This is a genomic window from Achromobacter deleyi (assembly GCF_902859705.1).
Classification (GTDB): Bacteria; Pseudomonadota; Gammaproteobacteria; order Burkholderiales; family Burkholderiaceae_B; genus Achromobacter; species Achromobacter deleyi.
Window position 1 is genome coordinate 123,153 of the sequence record NZ_CADIJO010000010.1, and the last position, 16,875, is coordinate 140,027.

The 16,875-nt window shown below is 68.0% G+C and carries 17 protein-coding genes; 9 read left to right on the forward strand and 8 right to left on the reverse strand.

Annotated features, from left to right (window positions below; all coding sequences use genetic code 11):
• Positions 1-84 precede the first annotated feature (84 nt).
• Positions 85-879, forward strand: a complete 795-nt coding sequence (gene pcaD, locus HV798_RS16125) for a 3-oxoadipate enol-lactonase (protein ID WP_175193660.1) — start codon at positions 85-87, stop codon at positions 877-879.
• On the opposite strand, the gene HV798_RS16130 is transcribed toward pcaD, so the two are convergent.
• Positions 876-1,757 (reverse strand): helix-turn-helix transcriptional regulator, encoded by an 882-nt coding sequence (locus tag HV798_RS16130; RefSeq protein ID WP_175193661.1) that lies wholly within the window; start codon positions 1,755-1,757, stop codon positions 876-878. The two genes, pcaD and HV798_RS16130, sit on opposite strands and share 4 nt — an antisense overlap.
• Positions 1,758-1,864: 107 nt before the next feature.
• Positions 1,865-2,767, reverse strand: a complete 903-nt coding sequence (locus HV798_RS16135) for an NAD(P)/FAD-dependent oxidoreductase (protein WP_175193662.1) — start codon at positions 2,765-2,767, stop codon at positions 1,865-1,867.
• Between the two features lie 124 nt (positions 2,768-2,891).
• Between HV798_RS16135 and folB the strand changes: the two genes are divergently transcribed.
• Positions 2,892-3,251 (forward strand): dihydroneopterin aldolase, encoded by a 360-nt coding sequence (gene folB / locus HV798_RS16140; protein ID WP_025139773.1) that lies wholly within the window; start codon positions 2,892-2,894, stop codon positions 3,249-3,251.
• Positions 3,252-3,253: 2 nt separating this feature from the next.
• Positions 3,254-4,231 (forward strand): tRNA 2-thiocytidine(32) synthetase TtcA, encoded by a 978-nt coding sequence (gene ttcA / locus HV798_RS16145; RefSeq protein ID WP_175193663.1) that lies wholly within the window; start codon positions 3,254-3,256, stop codon positions 4,229-4,231.
• 99 nt (positions 4,232-4,330) lie between these two features.
• On the opposite strand, the gene HV798_RS16150 is transcribed toward ttcA, so the two are convergent.
• The 5 genes from HV798_RS16150 to apaG all read right to left on the reverse strand — a co-directional run bounded on the left by HV798_RS16150 (position 4,331) and on the right by apaG (position 9,234).
• Positions 4,331-5,287, reverse strand: a complete 957-nt coding sequence (locus HV798_RS16150) for a D-2-hydroxyacid dehydrogenase family protein (RefSeq protein ID WP_025139775.1) — start codon at positions 5,285-5,287, stop codon at positions 4,331-4,333.
• Positions 5,288-5,351: 64 nt separating this feature from the next.
• Positions 5,352-6,149, reverse strand: coding sequence for a DsbC family protein (locus HV798_RS16155; protein WP_175193664.1), 798 nt, complete (start codon positions 6,147-6,149; stop codon positions 5,352-5,354).
• 202 nt (positions 6,150-6,351) lie between these two features.
• Positions 6,352-7,521, reverse strand: a complete 1,170-nt coding sequence (locus tag HV798_RS16160) for a UbiH/UbiF family hydroxylase (RefSeq protein ID WP_175193665.1) — start codon at positions 7,519-7,521, stop codon at positions 6,352-6,354.
• Complete coding sequence (mltA, locus tag HV798_RS16165) at positions 7,518-8,819, reverse strand: murein transglycosylase A (RefSeq protein WP_175193666.1); 1,302 nt, start codon at positions 8,817-8,819, stop codon at positions 7,518-7,520. Before mltA ends, HV798_RS16160 begins: the two co-directional genes overlap by 4 nt.
• Positions 8,820-8,859: 40 nt before the next feature.
• Positions 8,860-9,234, reverse strand: a complete 375-nt coding sequence (gene apaG / locus HV798_RS16170) for a Co2+/Mg2+ efflux protein ApaG (protein WP_006392509.1) — start codon at positions 9,232-9,234, stop codon at positions 8,860-8,862.
• Between the two features lie 45 nt (positions 9,235-9,279).
• Here apaG and rpe point away from each other — a divergent pair, with 45 nt between their 5' ends.
• The 6 genes from rpe (at position 9,280) to trpC (ending at position 14,980) form a co-directional block, all read left to right on the forward strand.
• On the forward strand, positions 9,280-10,002 hold the full coding sequence (gene rpe / locus HV798_RS16175) for a ribulose-phosphate 3-epimerase (RefSeq protein WP_025139779.1): 723 nt from the start codon (positions 9,280-9,282) through the stop codon (positions 10,000-10,002).
• Between the two features lie 8 nt (positions 10,003-10,010).
• A complete protein-coding gene (locus tag HV798_RS16180) occupies positions 10,011-10,718 on the forward strand; it encodes a phosphoglycolate phosphatase (protein WP_175193667.1) in 708 nt (235 codons plus the stop codon).
• A gap of 291 nt (positions 10,719-11,009) precedes the next feature.
• Positions 11,010-12,530 (forward strand): anthranilate synthase component I, encoded by a 1,521-nt coding sequence (gene trpE / locus HV798_RS16185; protein ID WP_025139781.1) that lies wholly within the window; start codon positions 11,010-11,012, stop codon positions 12,528-12,530.
• Positions 12,531-12,584: 54 nt separating this feature from the next.
• Positions 12,585-13,151, forward strand: coding sequence for an aminodeoxychorismate/anthranilate synthase component II (locus HV798_RS16190; RefSeq protein ID WP_025139782.1), 567 nt, complete (start codon positions 12,585-12,587; stop codon positions 13,149-13,151).
• A 12-nt stretch (positions 13,152-13,163) separates the two neighbouring features.
• Complete coding sequence (gene trpD, locus HV798_RS16195; protein WP_025139783.1) at positions 13,164-14,195, forward strand: anthranilate phosphoribosyltransferase; 1,032 nt, start codon at positions 13,164-13,166, stop codon at positions 14,193-14,195.
• Positions 14,192-14,980 carry an indole-3-glycerol phosphate synthase TrpC gene (gene trpC / locus HV798_RS16200; RefSeq protein WP_175193668.1) on the forward strand — a complete coding sequence of 263 codons (789 nt, stop codon included), beginning with the start codon at positions 14,192-14,194 and terminating at the stop codon, positions 14,978-14,980. The genes trpD and trpC overlap by 4 nt, the downstream gene beginning before the upstream one ends.
• Here trpC and HV798_RS16205 read toward each other — a convergent pair.
• Positions 14,977-16,857 (reverse strand): sigma-54-dependent Fis family transcriptional regulator, encoded by a 1,881-nt coding sequence (locus HV798_RS16205; RefSeq protein WP_175193669.1) that lies wholly within the window; start codon positions 16,855-16,857, stop codon positions 14,977-14,979. The two genes, trpC and HV798_RS16205, sit on opposite strands and share 4 nt — an antisense overlap.
• Between the last annotated feature and the right edge of the window lie 18 nt (positions 16,858-16,875).

Below are 16,875 nucleotides of genomic sequence, written 5' to 3' on the forward strand. Positions count from 1 at the left end.
ATCTCTGTGCGATCTTTGTAATATCTTCCAAAACGGCCCGCAACTACGATCTGCCTCATCGACTCTTCTTTCATGAGGCCCATCATGCAGACCGAATCCTTCATCACCACGGGCGACGGCGCCCGCATCGCCTACCGCTGGGATGGCGACGCCGCCCTGCCCGTGCTGGCGCTGTCCAACTCCATCGGCACCACGCTGCACATGTGGGACGACCTGGTCCCGGCGCTGGCGCGGCATTTCCGCGTGCTGCGGTTCGACACCCGCGGCCATGGCGCTTCCAGCGTGCCGCCGGGCCCCTATTCGCTGGACCGGCTGGGCCGCGACGTACTGGAATTGTTCGATGCCCTGGGCGTGCCGCGCGCGCACTTCCTGGGACTGTCGCTGGGCGGCATCATCGGCCAATGGCTGGGCGTGCATGCCCCGGACCGCATCGACCGGCTGATCCTCGCCAATACCTCGCCCTATCTCGGCCCCGCGCCGCAGTGGGACGAGCGCATCGCCGCCACGCTGCGGGCGCCCGACATGGCGGAAACCGCCGAGACCTTTCTGGCGAACTGGTTTCCCGCTGCGATGCTGCAAGCCGGCGGCCCGGTCATCGACACGTTCCGCGGCATGCTGCTGGCAACCGACAGGCACGGCCTGGCAGGCGCCTTCGCGGCCGTGCGGGACACGGACCTGCGCCGCACCATCGCGTTGATTCCGCGCCCCACGCTGGTCATCGCCGGACGCGACGACACGGTGACCGCGGCCAGCCATGGCGAGCAGATCGCGCAGACGGTGCCGGGCGCGAAGCTGCTGATGTTGCCGGCGGTGCACCTGTCCAATATCGAACAGCCAGAGGCTTTCCGCGAAGCGGTGCTGGACTTCCTGCGCGGCTAACGCAGCTCGCTGGGGCGCACGCCGAAGCGACGGCGAAACGCCACCGAGAAATGCGCGGGCGCGTAACCCACGTGCCAGGCGGCCTCGGACACGCTCAGGCCGCCGCTCAGGATCAATTCGCGTCCATGGGTCAGGCGCGCCTCTTGCAGATAGCGGGCCATGCTGACGCCGAAGGCGCGCTTGAAGGCCGCTTCCAGCTTGCGGGTGTGCAGGCCCAAGGCACGCGCCAGCATCGAAGACGACGGCGCGCCGCGCAGGTCCGCGGCCAGGCGGCGGCGCGCCTCGTGGGCGGCGTCCAGGTCGCGCACGGCGGCCGACGGCGCCGCCGCGCGTTCATCCGGCAGCGGCGCCTGCCCGGCCTGGGCCAGGGCAATCGCCGCCAGTTCCAGGCCCTTGGCAGCCAGGTACAGGCCGCGCGCCGGCCCCTCGTAGCGGCAGACGCGCACCTGATCGGCAATGCGGCGCGCTTCGCGGCCCGCCGTACCGTGCCAGATGACGGGACCGCCATCGCTGGGCAGGAAATCGGGATCCACGCCCAGTTCCTGCCACAGCGACGCCGCCGGAAGCGTGACCACGGTGTAGCGCTGGTCCACACCTGCCTCGAAAGCATCGGCGCCCTGTGCCTGGCCGGGGTTCCAGGCCAGGCACAGCGCCGGCCCGCGCAACGCGAGCGACGCGCGGTCTTCGACGCGGCTGCGCACCTGCCCGTCGAGCAGAATGACCTTCAGGCCGGGATACAGGGATTCTTCGCGCCACTCGGTGACGCTGCGGCGGAACACGCCGGCGCGCAGCGAGCAGCCATGGGCCAGGTCAAGCGCCGCGTCGACGCGGTGGTGTTCGGCAGCGGGGGCCGCGGCGCGGGCGCGCAGGAAAGGCATGGGATCGGACCGGATGCACCGGTCAGGGGGCTTATTTGAGAATAATTATTATTACCCAAGTTCCATGCCGGCTCAATCAGGCCGCCCCGCTCCGCTGACCCTCGGCCTTATTCGCCTGCCCGCTCCCAGCGGCGCTGGATCGCCTTGGCGGCCACCACGCCGTCCGCCATCGACGTGACCACGCAGGGGTGCATGCGGTGCGCCACCTCGCCGATGGCATAGATGTCGGGCACGCTGGTTTCGGCCGTAGCGACATCGGTGCGGATGTAGCCGCGTTCGTCGCGCGCCAGTTGCAGGCCATCGGCAAACGACGCCTGCGGTTCCCAGCCATAGAACACCAGGATCAGGTCGTAGCGCCGGCCGTCCACGCTGCGGTTGGCCGGGTCGACCTGGTACGGGCCGATGCGCACGCCTTCCTTGCCGGCGCGCTGCACCCATTGCTGCTGGGCCCGCACGCTGCGCGCATACAGGTGCACCGTGGCGGCGCCCCGGTTGCGCACATAGACATAGTTTTCGAAGGCGTTGTCGCCGCCGCCCAGCACGGCGACGGACAGGCCGGAGTAATCCTGCGCCACGATGGGCGAGCCCGGGCCGATCAGCACCCCGGGCCAGCGCGATCCGGGGGGATGTTCCGGAAAGCCCTTGGCGCGCACGCCGGAGGCGATCACCAGGGTGCGGCCCCGCACCTGCGATACGCCCCCATTTTCATCGGACAAGCTGGCCTCGATGCCGCCCTTGCAGGGCCGCACCGCCGTCACCCGCGCGCCCAGCCGCAACGGCACGCCGGCCGCGCGCACGCTCGTGTCGATATTGGCGGCCACCTGCTGGCCGGTCACCCCGGGCAGCACGGCGATCCAGTCGTCCGTGAAGGGGTTGTCGCTGCTCAGCCCGCCCAGGCGGTCGCCCGCCTCGACCAGCAGCGGCGCCAGGCCCAGCCTGGCCAGCCACAGGGCGCAGGAGGCGCCGGCCGGGCCGCCCCCTACAATGACCGAATCGTGCATCTGTTGCATTTCACCCCTTGTTTGCCATTGCCGGCCCCTCGCGGGCGCCCGGACATGGCCGAATTGTAGCCAGCGCGCCAGCCCCGGCCCGGCATCGCCTTACAATTCCGCCTATTCCACCCAGGTTTTCATCATGCCCACACGCCGCATCATCCTTTCCGGGCTCGCGCTCGACGCCCGCATCGGCATTCTCGAACACGAGCGCCGTGCCACCCAGCCCCTGCATGTCGACGCCGAATTCGACGTGGACATCCAGCGCACGGTCGACGACCACGATATCCACAGCGTGCTGGACTACCGCCGCCTGCGCGAAGCCATCGTCGAAGAGTGCACCCAGGCGCATGTGAACCTGATCGAAACCCTGTCCGAACAAGTCGCCGCACGCCTGTTGGCCGACTTCCAGGAAATCCGCTCGCTGCGCCTGCGCATCAGCAAACCCATGGCCTTTTCCGACTGTGCGGCGGTAGGCGTGGAAATCCAGCTCTCGCGTTGACCATGAACGATATCGCTCCCCCCGGCATCCGCTTTCGCACCGAGGCCGAAGAAAAAGCCCGCCACGAAGGCAACAAACTGACCAAGCGCCTGGCGCGTGAAACCACGCGCGCGCTGTCCGACTACAACATGATCGAGGCGGGCGACCGCGTGATGGTCTGTCTGTCCGGCGGCAAGGATTCCTACGCCATGCTGGACATCCTGCTCCAGCTGCAAAAGCGCGCCCCGTTTCCGTTCGAGCTGATCGCCGTCAACCTGGACCAGAAGCAGCCCGGCTTTCCCGCCGACATCCTGCCGCGCTACCTGACCGAACTGGGCGTGCCGTTTCACATCGAAACGCAGGACACCTACTCGATCGTCACGCGCGTGCTCGAAGAGGGCAAGACCATGTGCTCGCTCTGTTCGCGCTTGCGCCGGGGCATCCTGTACCGCGTGGCCTCCGAGCTGGGCGCGACCAAGATCGCGCTGGGCCACCACCGCGACGACATCCTGGGCACGTTCTTCCTGAACCTGTTCTACGGCGGCAAGGCCAAGGGCATGCCGCCCAAGCTGGTGTCCGACGACGGCCGCCACACGGTGATCCGCCCGCTGGCCTATGTGCCCGAGACCGACCTGATCGCCTACGCCGAACTCAAGCAGTTCCCGATCATTCCTTGCAACCTGTGCGGCTCGCAGGAAAACCTGAAGCGCAAGGAAGTCGGCCGCATGATCAAGGAATGGGACAAGCAGCACCCGGGCCGCTCGTGGAACGTGTTCAACGCGCTGTCGCGCGTGGTGCCGTCGCACCTGATGGACCGCGACCTGTTCGATTTCGTCGGCCTCAAGCCGACGGGTGTGCCGGACGCCAACGGCGACACGGCGTTCGACACCGTGGACCCGACCGAAGGCGACAGCGACGAAGCCTGCGGCGACACCGCGGCCACGCAAGCGCAGACGCCCGACGGCATCGTTGAAAAGAAAGTGATGTTCACGCGCGGCTGAATGCCGCGAATGCGTCCCGGAGCCACAAGGGCCCCGGGCCGCATCGGAATGACATGATCTTTTGCCGGCTCGATCAGACGAGCCGGCATCGAACGCCGGTCAGGCGTTCAACACCCGCACCGGCGCCCCGGCCTGCCAGGCCTTCACGGCTTCCAGCGCATTGCGATAGAACGCCTCGAAATTCTCGCGGCTGACATAGCCCAGGTGCGGCGTCAGGATGACGTTGTCCAGGTCGCGCAGATTGTCGGTGGGCGACAGCGGCTCTTCGTCATACACGTCCAGCCCGGCGCCCGCGATGCGGAACTTCACCAGCGCATCCATCAGGGCGTCCTGGTCCACCAGCCCGGCCCGCGACGTATTCACCAGATAGGCAGACGGCTTCATGGCGGCCAGCGCGGCCGCATCGACGATATGGCGGCTGCGGTCGGACAGGATCAGGTGCAGGCTGACGACGTCGGACGTCGAGAACAGCTCGTGCTTGTCCACCCGCTTGACGCCGGCCTCGGCCGCGCGCTCATCGGTCAGGTTGGGACTCCAGGCCACCACGTCCATGCCGAAGGCCAGGCCCACCTTGGCCACGGCCGCGCCCAGCTTGCCCAGGCCCAGCACGCCCAGCCGCTTGCCGGCCAGCGGCTCGGGCATGCCCGTCTGCCACATGCCGCGGCGCATGGCCGCGTCTTCGGCGGTCAGGTGCTTGAACAGGCCCAGGATGTGCGCCCAGGCCAGTTCGGCGGTGGCGGTATTGGCGTCGGCGCTGCCGGGTGCGCCGCTGACGACGATGCCCTGCGCGGTGCAGGCCGGCATGTCGATGGCGTTGTTGCGCATGCCGGTGGTGACCAAGAGGCGCAGGCGCGGCAATGCGCGGATGCGCTCGGCCGGGAACGGCGTGCGTTCCCGCATGGCGATGATCACGTCGAAGGGTTCGAGGGTAGCCTCGACCTGTTCGTCGGGAATGAAGTTGTTGAAGATCTGCACCTCGGCATCGCCGCCCAGGGAACCCCAGTCGGCGTAGCGTTTGGCGACATCGTGGTAATCGTCGAGGATTGCGATTTTCAAGTCTCGTCTCCGGGTGGCGTGGCGCGCATCGCGCCAGCCGCCCGGCCAGCGCGTTGCGCGCCGGTCAGTTCAGTCGTGCCTTGAGCTGGTCCAGCGGCAGCGCGCCGCTGATGCGCGAGCCGTCGGGGAAGAACAGGGTCGGGGTGCCGCGCACCATCAGCTGCTTGCCCAGCGCCAGCAGCTTGTCTTCAGGCACGCTGCAATTGGCGGTGGCCGGCTTCTGGCCGCGCAACATCCAGTCGTCCCAGGCCTTGCCCGGGTCTTTCGAGCACCAGACGTCGCGCACCTTCACATTGGAGTCGGGCGACAGGATGGGATACAGGAAGGTGTAGACGGTGATGTTGTCCACATCTTCCATGGTCTTGCGCAGCTGCTTGCAATAGCCGCAGTTGGGGTCTTCGAAAATCGCGACCTTGCGCGAGCCGTCGCCCTTGACCTGCTTGATGGCCAGGTCCAGCGGCAGCTGGTCGAACGGAATGGTGCCCAGCTTTTCCTGCGCTTCGCGCGTCACGTCGCGGCGGGTCATGGCGTCGATCAACGGACCTTCCATGACCCAGGTGACCTTTTCGTCCGTGTAGATCAGGTCCATGCCCAGCTGCACTTCGAACAGGCCATAGGGCGTACGGCGCACCGCGGTCACGTCCATGCCGGTGAAGCGCTGCTTGAAGCGGTCCTTGACGGCGTCCGCCACGGGATCCGCCGGCGCCACCTGGGTGGTGGAATAGCTCTTGTCGCCTTTGGCCGGCTGCCCCACCGTGCTGGTGGAAACGGACTTGTCGCCCTGGGCCTGCGCGCCTGCGGACAGACCCAGGCCCGCGGCCATGAAGCAGGCGGCCAGCGCGGCGGGAAAACGGAAATTCATGGGGACTCCTGTAATTATCGTGACGTATCGCGTACGTAGGCGGAAAGCGTAACCGATCCGGTGTGACGCGGCGCCGGGCAATGCCGGGGCCTGGCGCCAGGACCATGGGAATCAGACCGGTCGGGACCCGTACGGGTTCCTCAACGCGCCGATTCCGGCGGCCGCCCGCAGGCAATACGAAAAACGGGGCCTGGGCCCCCCTTCAATTCGTGGAGGCGCCCGCGATCAGACGCCGCTTGATCAGCGGGGCCCGCTCGACCCAGTGCATGCCCGCGTTGCGCAGCCAGACCAGGGGCGTGGCATGCGACCCGAACAGCTTGTGCAGGCCATCGGTGGCCAGCCGCAAGGCCAGCACCGGCTCGGCGCGCGCACGCTGGTAGCGATGCAGCACCCGCAGGTCGCCCGCCTGGCGGTAGGGCTCGCGCCCGGCCACGGTGCGGGCCAGGGCCTCGACGTCGCCCAGGCCCAGGTTCAGGCCCTGGCCGGCCAGCGGGTGCAGGCGATGCGCGGCGTCTCCGGCCAGCGCGATGCCGGGTGCGACCATCTGGGCGCGTTCCAGCGTCAGCGGAAAGCCGTGCAGCTTGCTGCGCACTTTCAGGCGGCCCAGCCGGCCTTGCGCGGCGTGTTCCAGCAGGGATTCCAGCCGGGCGGCCTGCTCGTCGGCCGGCAGGGCCAGCAGTTCGGCGGCGCGCTCGCTGCGCATCGACCAGACCATGGACACTTGCGGGCCGTCGGCGGTATCGGGCAGCGGCAAGAGCGCCAGCACGCCGTCGTCGCGGAACCATTGGAAGGCCGTGCCCTGGTGGGCGTGCTCGGCGTCCAGGTTCACGACCAGGCCGGTGTCGTTGTACGACACCGCGTCGTGCTTCAGGCCGGCGGCAGTGCGCAGCGGCGAGGCAGCGCCGTCGGCGCCCACGAACAGTTCCGCCTGCAGGCGGGCGCCGCTTTCGGTGTCGACCGTGCCGGCCTGGTAGCCGGTGCAGCGGTCTTCGATCCAGGGAATGCCGAACATGCGCACAGCCTGGATCAGCACCCGTTCGATTTCGCCGGACTCGACGATCCAGGCCAGTTGCGGCAAGGCGGCCTGCCAGGCGTTCAAGTGCACCAGTCCGTCGGCATCGCCATGGATTTCCATGGCCTGCACCGGCGTCAGACGGGCGGACGGCATGGCGTCCCAGACGCCCAGCTCGGCCAGGAAACGCTGGCTGGCGGGCGAAATGGCATAGACGCGCGCATGGTAGTGGTTGGGATCGGCCGGCGGCACGGTGGTGCGCGGCGCCAGCAGCGCCACGCGCTGGCCGCGGCGGGCCAGGGCCAGCGCGGACGACAGGCCGACGATGCCGGCCCCGCAAACGACGATCTGGTGGGTCATCTTGCGCTGGGCTCCCCGGCTTGCTTGGGCCACAGCAGCCACATCTGGCCGCGCTGCTTCATGCGGCCTGCCTGTTGGCCGGCCTCTTCGCCGTAGCCCCAGTAGAAGTCGGCGCGGGCTGCGCCGCGGATGGCGGTGCCGGTATCTTGCGCGAACACCAGGCGCTGCAACGGCCGGTCAGAGGCCGGGTAGGTGGTGGCCAGGAACACAGGCGTGCCCAGCGGCACGAAGCCGGCGTCCACCGCAATGGCGCGGCGCGGGGCCAGGTTGACGCCGTAAGCGCCCTTGGGGCCGAGTTCGGGGTCGATCACCGGTTCTTCGCGGAAGAACACCACGGCCGGATTGGCGTTGAGCATCTCGGGCACGCGCTTGGGGTTGCGCTGCGCCCAGGCGCGGATGTTCTGCATGGACGCCTGATCGGCCGACAGCTCGCCGCGGTCCGCCAGCCAGCGACCGATGGACACATACGGTTGGCCGTTGTGGTCGGCATAGGCCACGCGGATGGTCTTGCCGGTATCAGGGCCGTCGGTCAGCTGCACCCGGCCCGAGCCCTGCACCTGCAGGAAGAAGTTGTCGACGGGATCGTCGACCCAGACCACCACCGGCGGGCGGCGGCCCGACGATTCGATCGCGGCGCGGGTGTCGTAGGGCACCACGCGCTTGCCTTCGAGCTTGCCGCGCACGCGCTTGCCGGCCAGGTCCGGGTAGACCGAACCCAGGTCGATGGTCAGCAGGTCGGCCGGCACCGCGTACAGCGGCCATTGATAGTTGCCGCCCTGGCGGCGCGAGCCGCGCACCAGGGGTTCGTAGTAGCCGGTGACGGTGTTGGCCGCCGGCTTGCCGTCAGGGGCGTTCAGGCGCCAGGGTTGCAGGTAGGTCTGCAGGAAGCGGCGCACGCCCTCGATGTCGGTGGCGGCGGGCGCGCGGGCCGGATCGGCCGCGGCGGCGCAGACCGGCTGCCAGGCGCGCGGCGCGGCGCGCGCCGGCGCGGCCAGGTTGCCGCTGGTCGGGCGCATCAGCCCCTTGCAGTTGCGCAGGAACAAAGGCCAGAACTGCGCCAGGTCGTCGTTGGACCAGCCCGGCATCTCGGCCCACGAGGCCGCCTTGAACTTGCCCGCCAGGGCGCGCGGCGGGGTATCGGGCAGGGCCGACAGCGCCGGCACCACCAGGGGACCGTCGACGGACGGGGTACGCGAACCGGACGTGGCCGGCTGGCCGGAATCGGGGGGGACCTCTGAGGTCGTGCTGCATGCCGCCAGCAGGACTGACAGCACGGACAGGCTAAGAATGCGCTTCATGAGCAGATGGAAAACCGTACAACGTGTGGCCGCGCCCCGGTCAATGCAGGGTACGCGGCATGGCCAGGACGAATTCGGAGATCGGCACTTCGAACGGAATGCCGTTCTCGCCGACGCAATGGTAGGTGCCGCGCATCGTGCCGACCGGGGTGGGCAGGGGACAGCCGCTGGTGTATTCGAAGGTCTCGCCGGGCGCCAGCAACGGCTGCTGGCCCACGACGCCCAGCCCGCGCACTTCCTGCACACGCTGGTTGCCATCGGTGATAATCCAGTGGCGGCTGATCACCTGGGCCGGATGCTCACCGGTATTGGTGATGCGAACGGTATAGGCGAACACGAACTGCTGCTCGCCAGGATCGGACTGTTCTGGCACGAAGCGCGGAGAGACGGAGACGCTAAGGTCGTAAGGTTTCACAGCCCTTCCCTGTGTGGCACGCTCAAACTGCAATAATGGCACATTATGCCTTCCCCAACCCCGAACATCATGTCTACGTCCTCTACCCGCATTACCCCCAGCATCCTGTCCGCCGACTTCGCCCGCCTGGGCGAGGAAGTCCGCAACGTCGTGGCCGCCGGCGCCGACTGGATCCACGTCGACGTGATGGACAACCACTATGTGCCCAACCTGACCATCGGCCCGATGGTCTGTGCGGCGATCCGTCCCCATGTGTCGGTGCCGATCGACGTGCACCTGATGGTCGAGCCGGTGGACGCCCTGGTGCCCATGTTTGCCAGCGCCGGCGCCAACTACATCAGCTTTCACCCGGACGCCAGCCGCCACGTCGACCGCACGCTGTCCCTGATCCGCGAAAGCGGCTGCAAGGCCGGCCTGGTGTTCAACCCGGCCACGCCGCTGTCCTATATGGACTACGTGATGGACAAGATCGACCTGGTGCTGATCATGTCGGTCAACCCCGGCTTTGGCGGCCAGAGCTTCATTCCCGCCACGCTGACCAAGCTGCGCGAGGCCCGCGCCAGGATCGACGCCTGGATGCAGGCCGGCGGCCAGGAAATCATGCTGCAAGTGGACGGCGGCGTGAAAATCGACAACATCGCTGAAATCCGCCGTGCCGGCGCCGACACCTTCGTGGCCGGCTCGGCCATTTTCGGCAAGCCCGACTACGCCGGCATCATCACGGCCATGCGCGAACAGATCGCCATCGGCGAAACCACCGCCATCTGAGGAACGCCATGACCGCCTTTCGCGCCGCGCTGCTGGATCTTGACGGCACCCTGCTCGACTCCATCCCCGACCTGGCCTTCGCGGCCAACGCCATGCGCGTGGAACTGGGCATGATCTCGCTGCGCGAGGACGTCGTGGCCACCTTCGTGGGCAAGGGCGTGGACAACCTGGTGCGCCGCAGCCTGGCGGGCAGCCTGGACGCCGCCGACCCCTCTCCGGAAGATTTCGAACGCGCCCGCGAGGCCTTCTACCGCCATTACCACCTGGTCAACGGCGAGCGCGCGCGGGTCTACCCGGGCGTCATCGAGGGCCTCAAGCACATGCGCGACCAGGGCCTGAAGCTGGCGGTCGTCACCAACAAGCCCACCGAATTCACGCTGCCGCTGCTGCAACGCACGGGCCTCGCGGGCTTTTTCGACGCCGTGGTGTGCGGCGACACCTGCCCGCGCCGCAAGCCGGATCCCGACCAGGTGCTGCACGCGTGCGACCTGCTGGGCGTCTCGGTGGACGAAGCCGTCACCATCGGCGATTCCATCAACGATGCGCAGGCGGGCCGCAGCGCCGGCACCCAGGTGCTGGTGGTGCCTTATGGTTACAACGAAGGCCGTGACGTGCGCGAGCTGGATGTCGATGGTATAGTTGACACGCTTGTCAACGCCGCCCAGTGGGTGGCGCTCTGGAATCAAAACCAGAACGCCGCGAAAACCGCGGTCTGACTGCACTCGGAATGCACTCGAAAGCGTGCCTCGAAGTCACCCCGAATACCGAATATCGACCTGACCTGATGAACGTTTCCATCCAGAACCAAATGCTCAGCGCCTCGTGGCGCTGGTGGCGTTTGTCTTCCGGGTGGCGATGATTCCCTTCCCGGCCCTAGACGCGTACACCACCGCCTAGCGCCGATACTGTGCAGAACACAGAGCCAAGCCCGGAACCAGATACCTGGACCGGGCTTTTTGTTGCGCGCCCGGTCCCCAAGCAGACACCCATTGCCCACGAGACCCGACATGACCGAAATCGAATTCAAAGCCCTCGCCGCGCAAGGCTACAACCGCATCCCCCTGGTGGCCGAGACCTACGCCGACCTGGACACCCCGCTGGGCATCTACCTGAAGCTGGCCCACGCCGGCCCCCAGGCCGGCCGCATGACCTGCCTGATGGAATCGGTGGTGGGCGGCGAGCGCTTCGGCCGCTATTCGTTCATCGGCCTGCCGGCCCGCACGGTAATCCGCGCCAGCGGCACCCGCACCGAGGTGCTGCAGGACGGCAAGGTCGCTGAAACCCACGACGGCGATCCCCTGGCCTTCATCGAGCAGTACCAGAGCCGCTTCAAGGTCGCCCTGCGCCCCGGCATGCCGCGCTTCTGCGGCGGCCTGGCCGGCTATTTCGGCTACGACACCGTGCGCCACATCGAGCCGTGCCTGGGCCCGGCCGTCAAGCCCTTCCCGGCCGGCATGGAAGGCGGCACGCCCGACCTGATGCTGATGCACGTGGACGAACTGGTCATCGTCGACAACCTGGCCGGCCGCATCTACCTGATGGTCTACGCCGACCCGGCCCAGCCCGAAAGCTACAGCCGCGCCCAGCAGCGCCTGCACGACCTGCGCGCCCGCCTGCGACGTCCGGTGGAAATCCCGTACAGCCACGCCAGCATGCAGACCGAAGAACGGCGTGACTTCAAGAAAGAAGACTACCTGGCGGCCGTGCACCGCGCCAAGGAACACATCGCCGCCGGTGACCTGATGCAGGTGCAGATCGGCCAGGTCATCGCCAAGCCCTTCCGCGATTCGCCGCTCTCCCTCTACCGCGCCCTGCGGTCGCTCAATCCCTCCCCCTACATGTACTTCTGGAACTTCGGCGACTTCCAGGTGGTGGGCGCGTCGCCCGAGATCCTGGTGCGCCAGGAACGCGCCGTGGTCGACGGCACGCCGAAGTCGCAGATCACCATCCGCCCGCTGGCCGGCACCCGCAAGCGCGGCGCCACGCCCGAGGAAGATGCCGCGCTGGCCGCCGAGCTGCGCGCCGACCCCAAGGAAGTGGCCGAGCACGTGATGCTGATCGACCTGGCCCGCAACGACGTCGGCCGCGTGGCCGAGGTGGGCTCGGTGAAGGTCAGCGACACCATGGTCATCGAACGCTATTCGCACGTGATGCACCTGGTGTCCAACGTCACCGGCAACCTGAATCCCGGCATGAGCAGCATGGACGTGCTGCGCGCCTCGTTCCCGGCCGGCACGCTGACGGGCGCGCCCAAGGTCGAGGCCATGAAGATCATCGACGAACTGGAACCCGTGCGCCGCGGCATCTACGGCGGCGCGGCCGGTTACCTGTCGTACGGCGGCGAAATGGATGTGGCCATCGCCATCCGCACCGGCGTCATCAAGGACGGCACGCTGTACGTGCAGGCCGCCGCCGGCATCGTCGCCGACTCCAACCCCGAAGCCGAATGGGCCGAGACCGAAGCCAAGGCCCGCGCCGTGCTGCGCGCCGCCGAGCAGGTGCAGCACGGCCTGGACGAACCCATCTGAGGCCCCGCCCCCTACCCGCCCCGAGCCGCGCGACGGCCCGCCTGGAGAGAAAAAATGCTGTTGATGATTGATAACTACGATTCGTTTACCTACAACCTGGTGCAGTACTTCGGCGAACTGGGCGAAGACGTGCGCGTGGCGCGCAACGACCAGATCACGCTGGAAGAGATCACCGCGCTGAATCCGGACCGCATCTGCGTGTCGCCCGGCCCCTGCTCGCCGGCCGAAGCCGGCATCTCGGTGCCCGTGATCCAGGCCTTTGCCGGCAAGAAGCCGATCCTGGGCGTGTGCCTGGGCCACCAGGCCATCGGCGCGGCCTATGGCGGCGACATCGTCCGCGCGCAGCAGATCATGCACGGCAAGACGGTGCAGATCTCGCACACCGGCACCGACCTCTTCACCGGCCTGCCGACGCCGTACACTGTCATTCGCTACAACTCGCTGACCATCGACCCGGCGACGCTACCCGACTGCCTGGCCGTGACCGCCACGGCGCCGGACGGCGACATCATGGGCGTGCGCCACAAGACGCTGCCCCTGTACGGAGTACAGTTCCACCCCGAATCCGTGCTCAGCGAACACGGCCACGCCCTGCTGCGCAATTTCCTGAACCTCGCCTAAGAAGGACGCACCGTGACGATCTCCCCCGCAGAAGCGCTGACGCGCTGCATCGAACACCGCGAAATTTTCCACGACGAAATGCTGCACCTGATGCGCTTGCTGATGCGCGGCGAAATGTCGCCGCAGATCGCCAGCGCACTGCTGATGGGCCTGCGCGTGAAAAAGGAAACCGTCGGTGAAATCACGGCGGCCGCGCAGGTCATGCGTGAATTCGCCACGCCCGTGGTCACGCCCAACCCCGAAGACCTGCTGGACATGTGCGGCACCGGCGGCGACGGCAGCCATACCTTCAACATTTCCACCACCGCCATGTTCGTGGCGGCGGCGGCCGGCGTGCCGATCGCCAAGCACGGCAACCGCAGCGCCTCGTCGTCCAGCGGCAGCGCCGACGTGCTCGAAGCCTTGGGCGCCAACCTGGTGCTGACGCCCGAACAGGTGGCCGAGTGCATCCAGGCCACCGGCATCGGCTTCATGTTCGCCCCCGCGCACCACGGCGCCATGAAGAACGTGGCGGCCGTCCGCAAGGAACTGGCCGTGCGCACCATCTTCAACATCCTGGGCCCGCTGACCAACCCGGCCGGCGCCGCCAATCAGCTGATGGGCGTGTTCCACCCCGACCTGGTGGGCATCCAGGTGCGCGTGCTGGAACGCCTGGGCTCGCGCCACGTGCTGGTGGTGCACGGCAAGGACGGCATGGACGAAGCCTCGCTGGGCGGCGCCACCATGGTGGGCGAGCTCAAGGACGGCAAGGTCAGCGAGTACGAAATCCACCCCGAAGACTACGGGCTATCCATGATGTCCAATCGCAGCATCAAGGTGTCCAATCGCGAACAGTCGCGCGAACTTGTCATAGAGGCGCTGGACAATGTCGAGGGCACCGCCCGTGACATCGTCGCGCTGAATGCGGGTCTCGCCATCTACGCAGGCAATAAAGCCGATTCCATTCCCGCAGCCTTAGCGCTAGCATTCGAACTGATATCCACCGGCGCGGCACGAGCCAAGCTGGAAGATTTCTGCGCATATACCCGGAAATTCCAGAAATGAACGATATTCTCGCGAAGATCCTCGCCGTCAAGGTCGAGGAAGTCGCCGCCGCTCGCCAGATGCGCAGCGAAGCCGAAGTCCTGCGCGAAGCGCAGGCCCGCCAGGATGTGCGCGGCTTTGCCCAGGCCATCGAAGACAAGATCTCGCAGGGCAAGGCCGGCGTCATCGCCGAAATCAAGAAAGCCTCGCCGTCCAAGGGCATCCTGCGCGAAACCTTTCAGCCCGCTGAAATCGCGGCCTCGTACGCCGTGCACGGCGCCGCCTGCCTGTCGGTGCTGACCGACGTGCAGTTCTTCCAGGGCTCGCACGACCACCTGCGCCAGGCCCGCGCGGCCTGCTCGCTTCCGGTGCTGCGCAAGGACTTCGTGATCGATCCCTATCAGATCATCGTGGCCCGCGCGATGGGCGCGGACTGCGTGCTGCTGATCGTGGCCGCACTGACGCCCACGCAGCTGCGCGACTACGAAACGCTGGCCATGGAACTGGGCATGGACGTGCTGGTGGAAGTGCATGACGCCCAGGAGCTGGACGTAGCACTGACGCTGAAGACGCCGCTGCTGGGCATCAACAACCGCAATCTGCGCACGTTCGAGACCAGCCTGCAGAACACGCTGGACCTCTTGCCGCGCATTCCCGCCGGCAAGCGCGTCGTGACCGAAAGCGGCATTCTCAAGGCCGAAGACGTCAAGCTGATGCGCCAGCACAAGGTCGACGCCTTCCTGGTGGGCGAAGCCTTCATGCGCGCCAAGGACCCGGGCGCCGAGCTGGCCCGCCTGGTCGCCTAAGCCCGACCCAACGCCGCCACCCGCCGGTACAAGGTGCTGCGGTGCACGCCCAGCGCGCGCGCCGCGGCGCTGACGTTGCCTGCGTGCGCGGCGAGCGCCGCGCGGATGGCATCGTCGGCAATCGCCTGCAGGCTGGCGGCCGCGGCCGCCGTGGGCGCAGCGGCGACGGTTTCGCCGCGGACCTCGGCCGGCAGCATCTCGCGATCCACCACGCCCGACGCACCCGCCAGCACATGCAAGGTGCGCAGCACGGCGGCCAGCTGGCGGTAATTGCCTGGCCAGGCGTACTGCGCCAGCGTGTCTTCGATATCGGTGGGCAGCACCGGGCCCGCGCCCTGCGCGGCCCATAGCCCGCGCAAGAGCTCGCGCAGGTCGGCGCGCGTGCGCAGCGGCGCAAGCGTCACGGTGTATTCGGCAATACGGAAATACAGGTCGGGGCGCACCGGCGCTTGCGGGCCGTCGTGCGCCAGGGCGCGATGGGTGGCGCACACCAGCGTGAAGTCCACAGCCACCGGCCGCGCCGCGCCCAGCGGCGAGACTTCGCGTGATTGCAGCACGCGCAACAGGCGCGATTGCAACGTCAGCGGCATATCGCCGATTTCATCCAGGAACAGCACGCCGCCGTGGGCCTGCCGCAGCAGCCCCTTGCTGCCCTGACGGCGCGCGCCGGTAAAGGCGCCGTCTTCGTAGCCGAACAGTTCGGATTCGATCAGGCTTTCGGGCAGCGCCGCGCAATTGACGGCCACGAACGGGCCCGCCGCGCGTTGGCTGCGCGCGTGCAGCTGGCGCGCGAACACTTCCTTGCCCACGCCGGTTTCACCTTGCAGCAGGATCGACACACCCGCATCGGACAGATGCACCGCGCGGGCCAGCGCGCCCAGCGTGGCCGCGTCGAAGCTGGCGATGCCGGCGCGCGCATCGCACGCGGGTGTCACAACGGGCGTCGGCAGGCGCAGAGACGGCGCCGGGGTTGCCGGCACACGGCTGCGCGGCAGGCGCAGCCGCGCGTGATAGATCGCGCCGGACCGCGCGTGCACGCGTCCCGCGGCATCGGGGCTGTGTTCCAGGTCGCCCTCGAACAGGTCTGCGTACCGGTATACGCCCAGGGCGGTGGCGGCCAGGCCCAGCGCCAGCATCGCGCGGCGGTTGGCGCCTACCAGCAGGTCGCCCTGGAAGGCCAGCAGGGCCTCGCCCGGCGTGCCCAGGCCCGAACGGTCGCTATGCAGGCGCAGCACGGCGCAGGGCTCGTGCGCCGCGTCAAAGAGCTGATGTTCGATCAGGTCGACTGCCGCGCGCACCAGCGCCAGCACGTCGGGGCGCGTGTCGTGCGCCGGGCTGGACAGGTCCAGCACGCCCAGCATGCGGCCTTCGCTGTCGGTGATGGGCACGGCGGCGCAGGTCAGGATGCGGTTCGGTTCGAAATAATGTTCGGCGCCGTGCACCACGATGGGCCGGCCCTCGACCAGCGCGGTGCCGATGGCGTTGGTGCCCGCGGCGGCCTCGTCCCAGGGCGCGCCCGGCATCAATGCCACGCGCGACGCGCGCTGGGCGAAATCCAGGTCACCGTCGCTGTCGAGCACCAGGCCCTGGGCATCGGACAGGATCACCAGGCCATCGCGGCCGCCTTCGCGGCGCAAGAGCGACATGGCGGGTTCGGACAGGCGGCGCAGCGCGTCGTTGCGCTGGCGCGCTTCGCGCAATTCGCCGGCGGTCATGAGTTCGGCGCGGCGCGCGCCGCGCATGTCGAAGCCCAGGTCGGCGCAGCGGCGCCAGGACCGCAGGATAGGTTCGGCCACCAGCCCGGCCGGGACGGCGCCCTGCTGGTTGAACAGCTGGCGCGCTTGCGTCAGCGATTGCCGACGGGAATGAGTGGCCATGCATGTCTCCTTGGACGG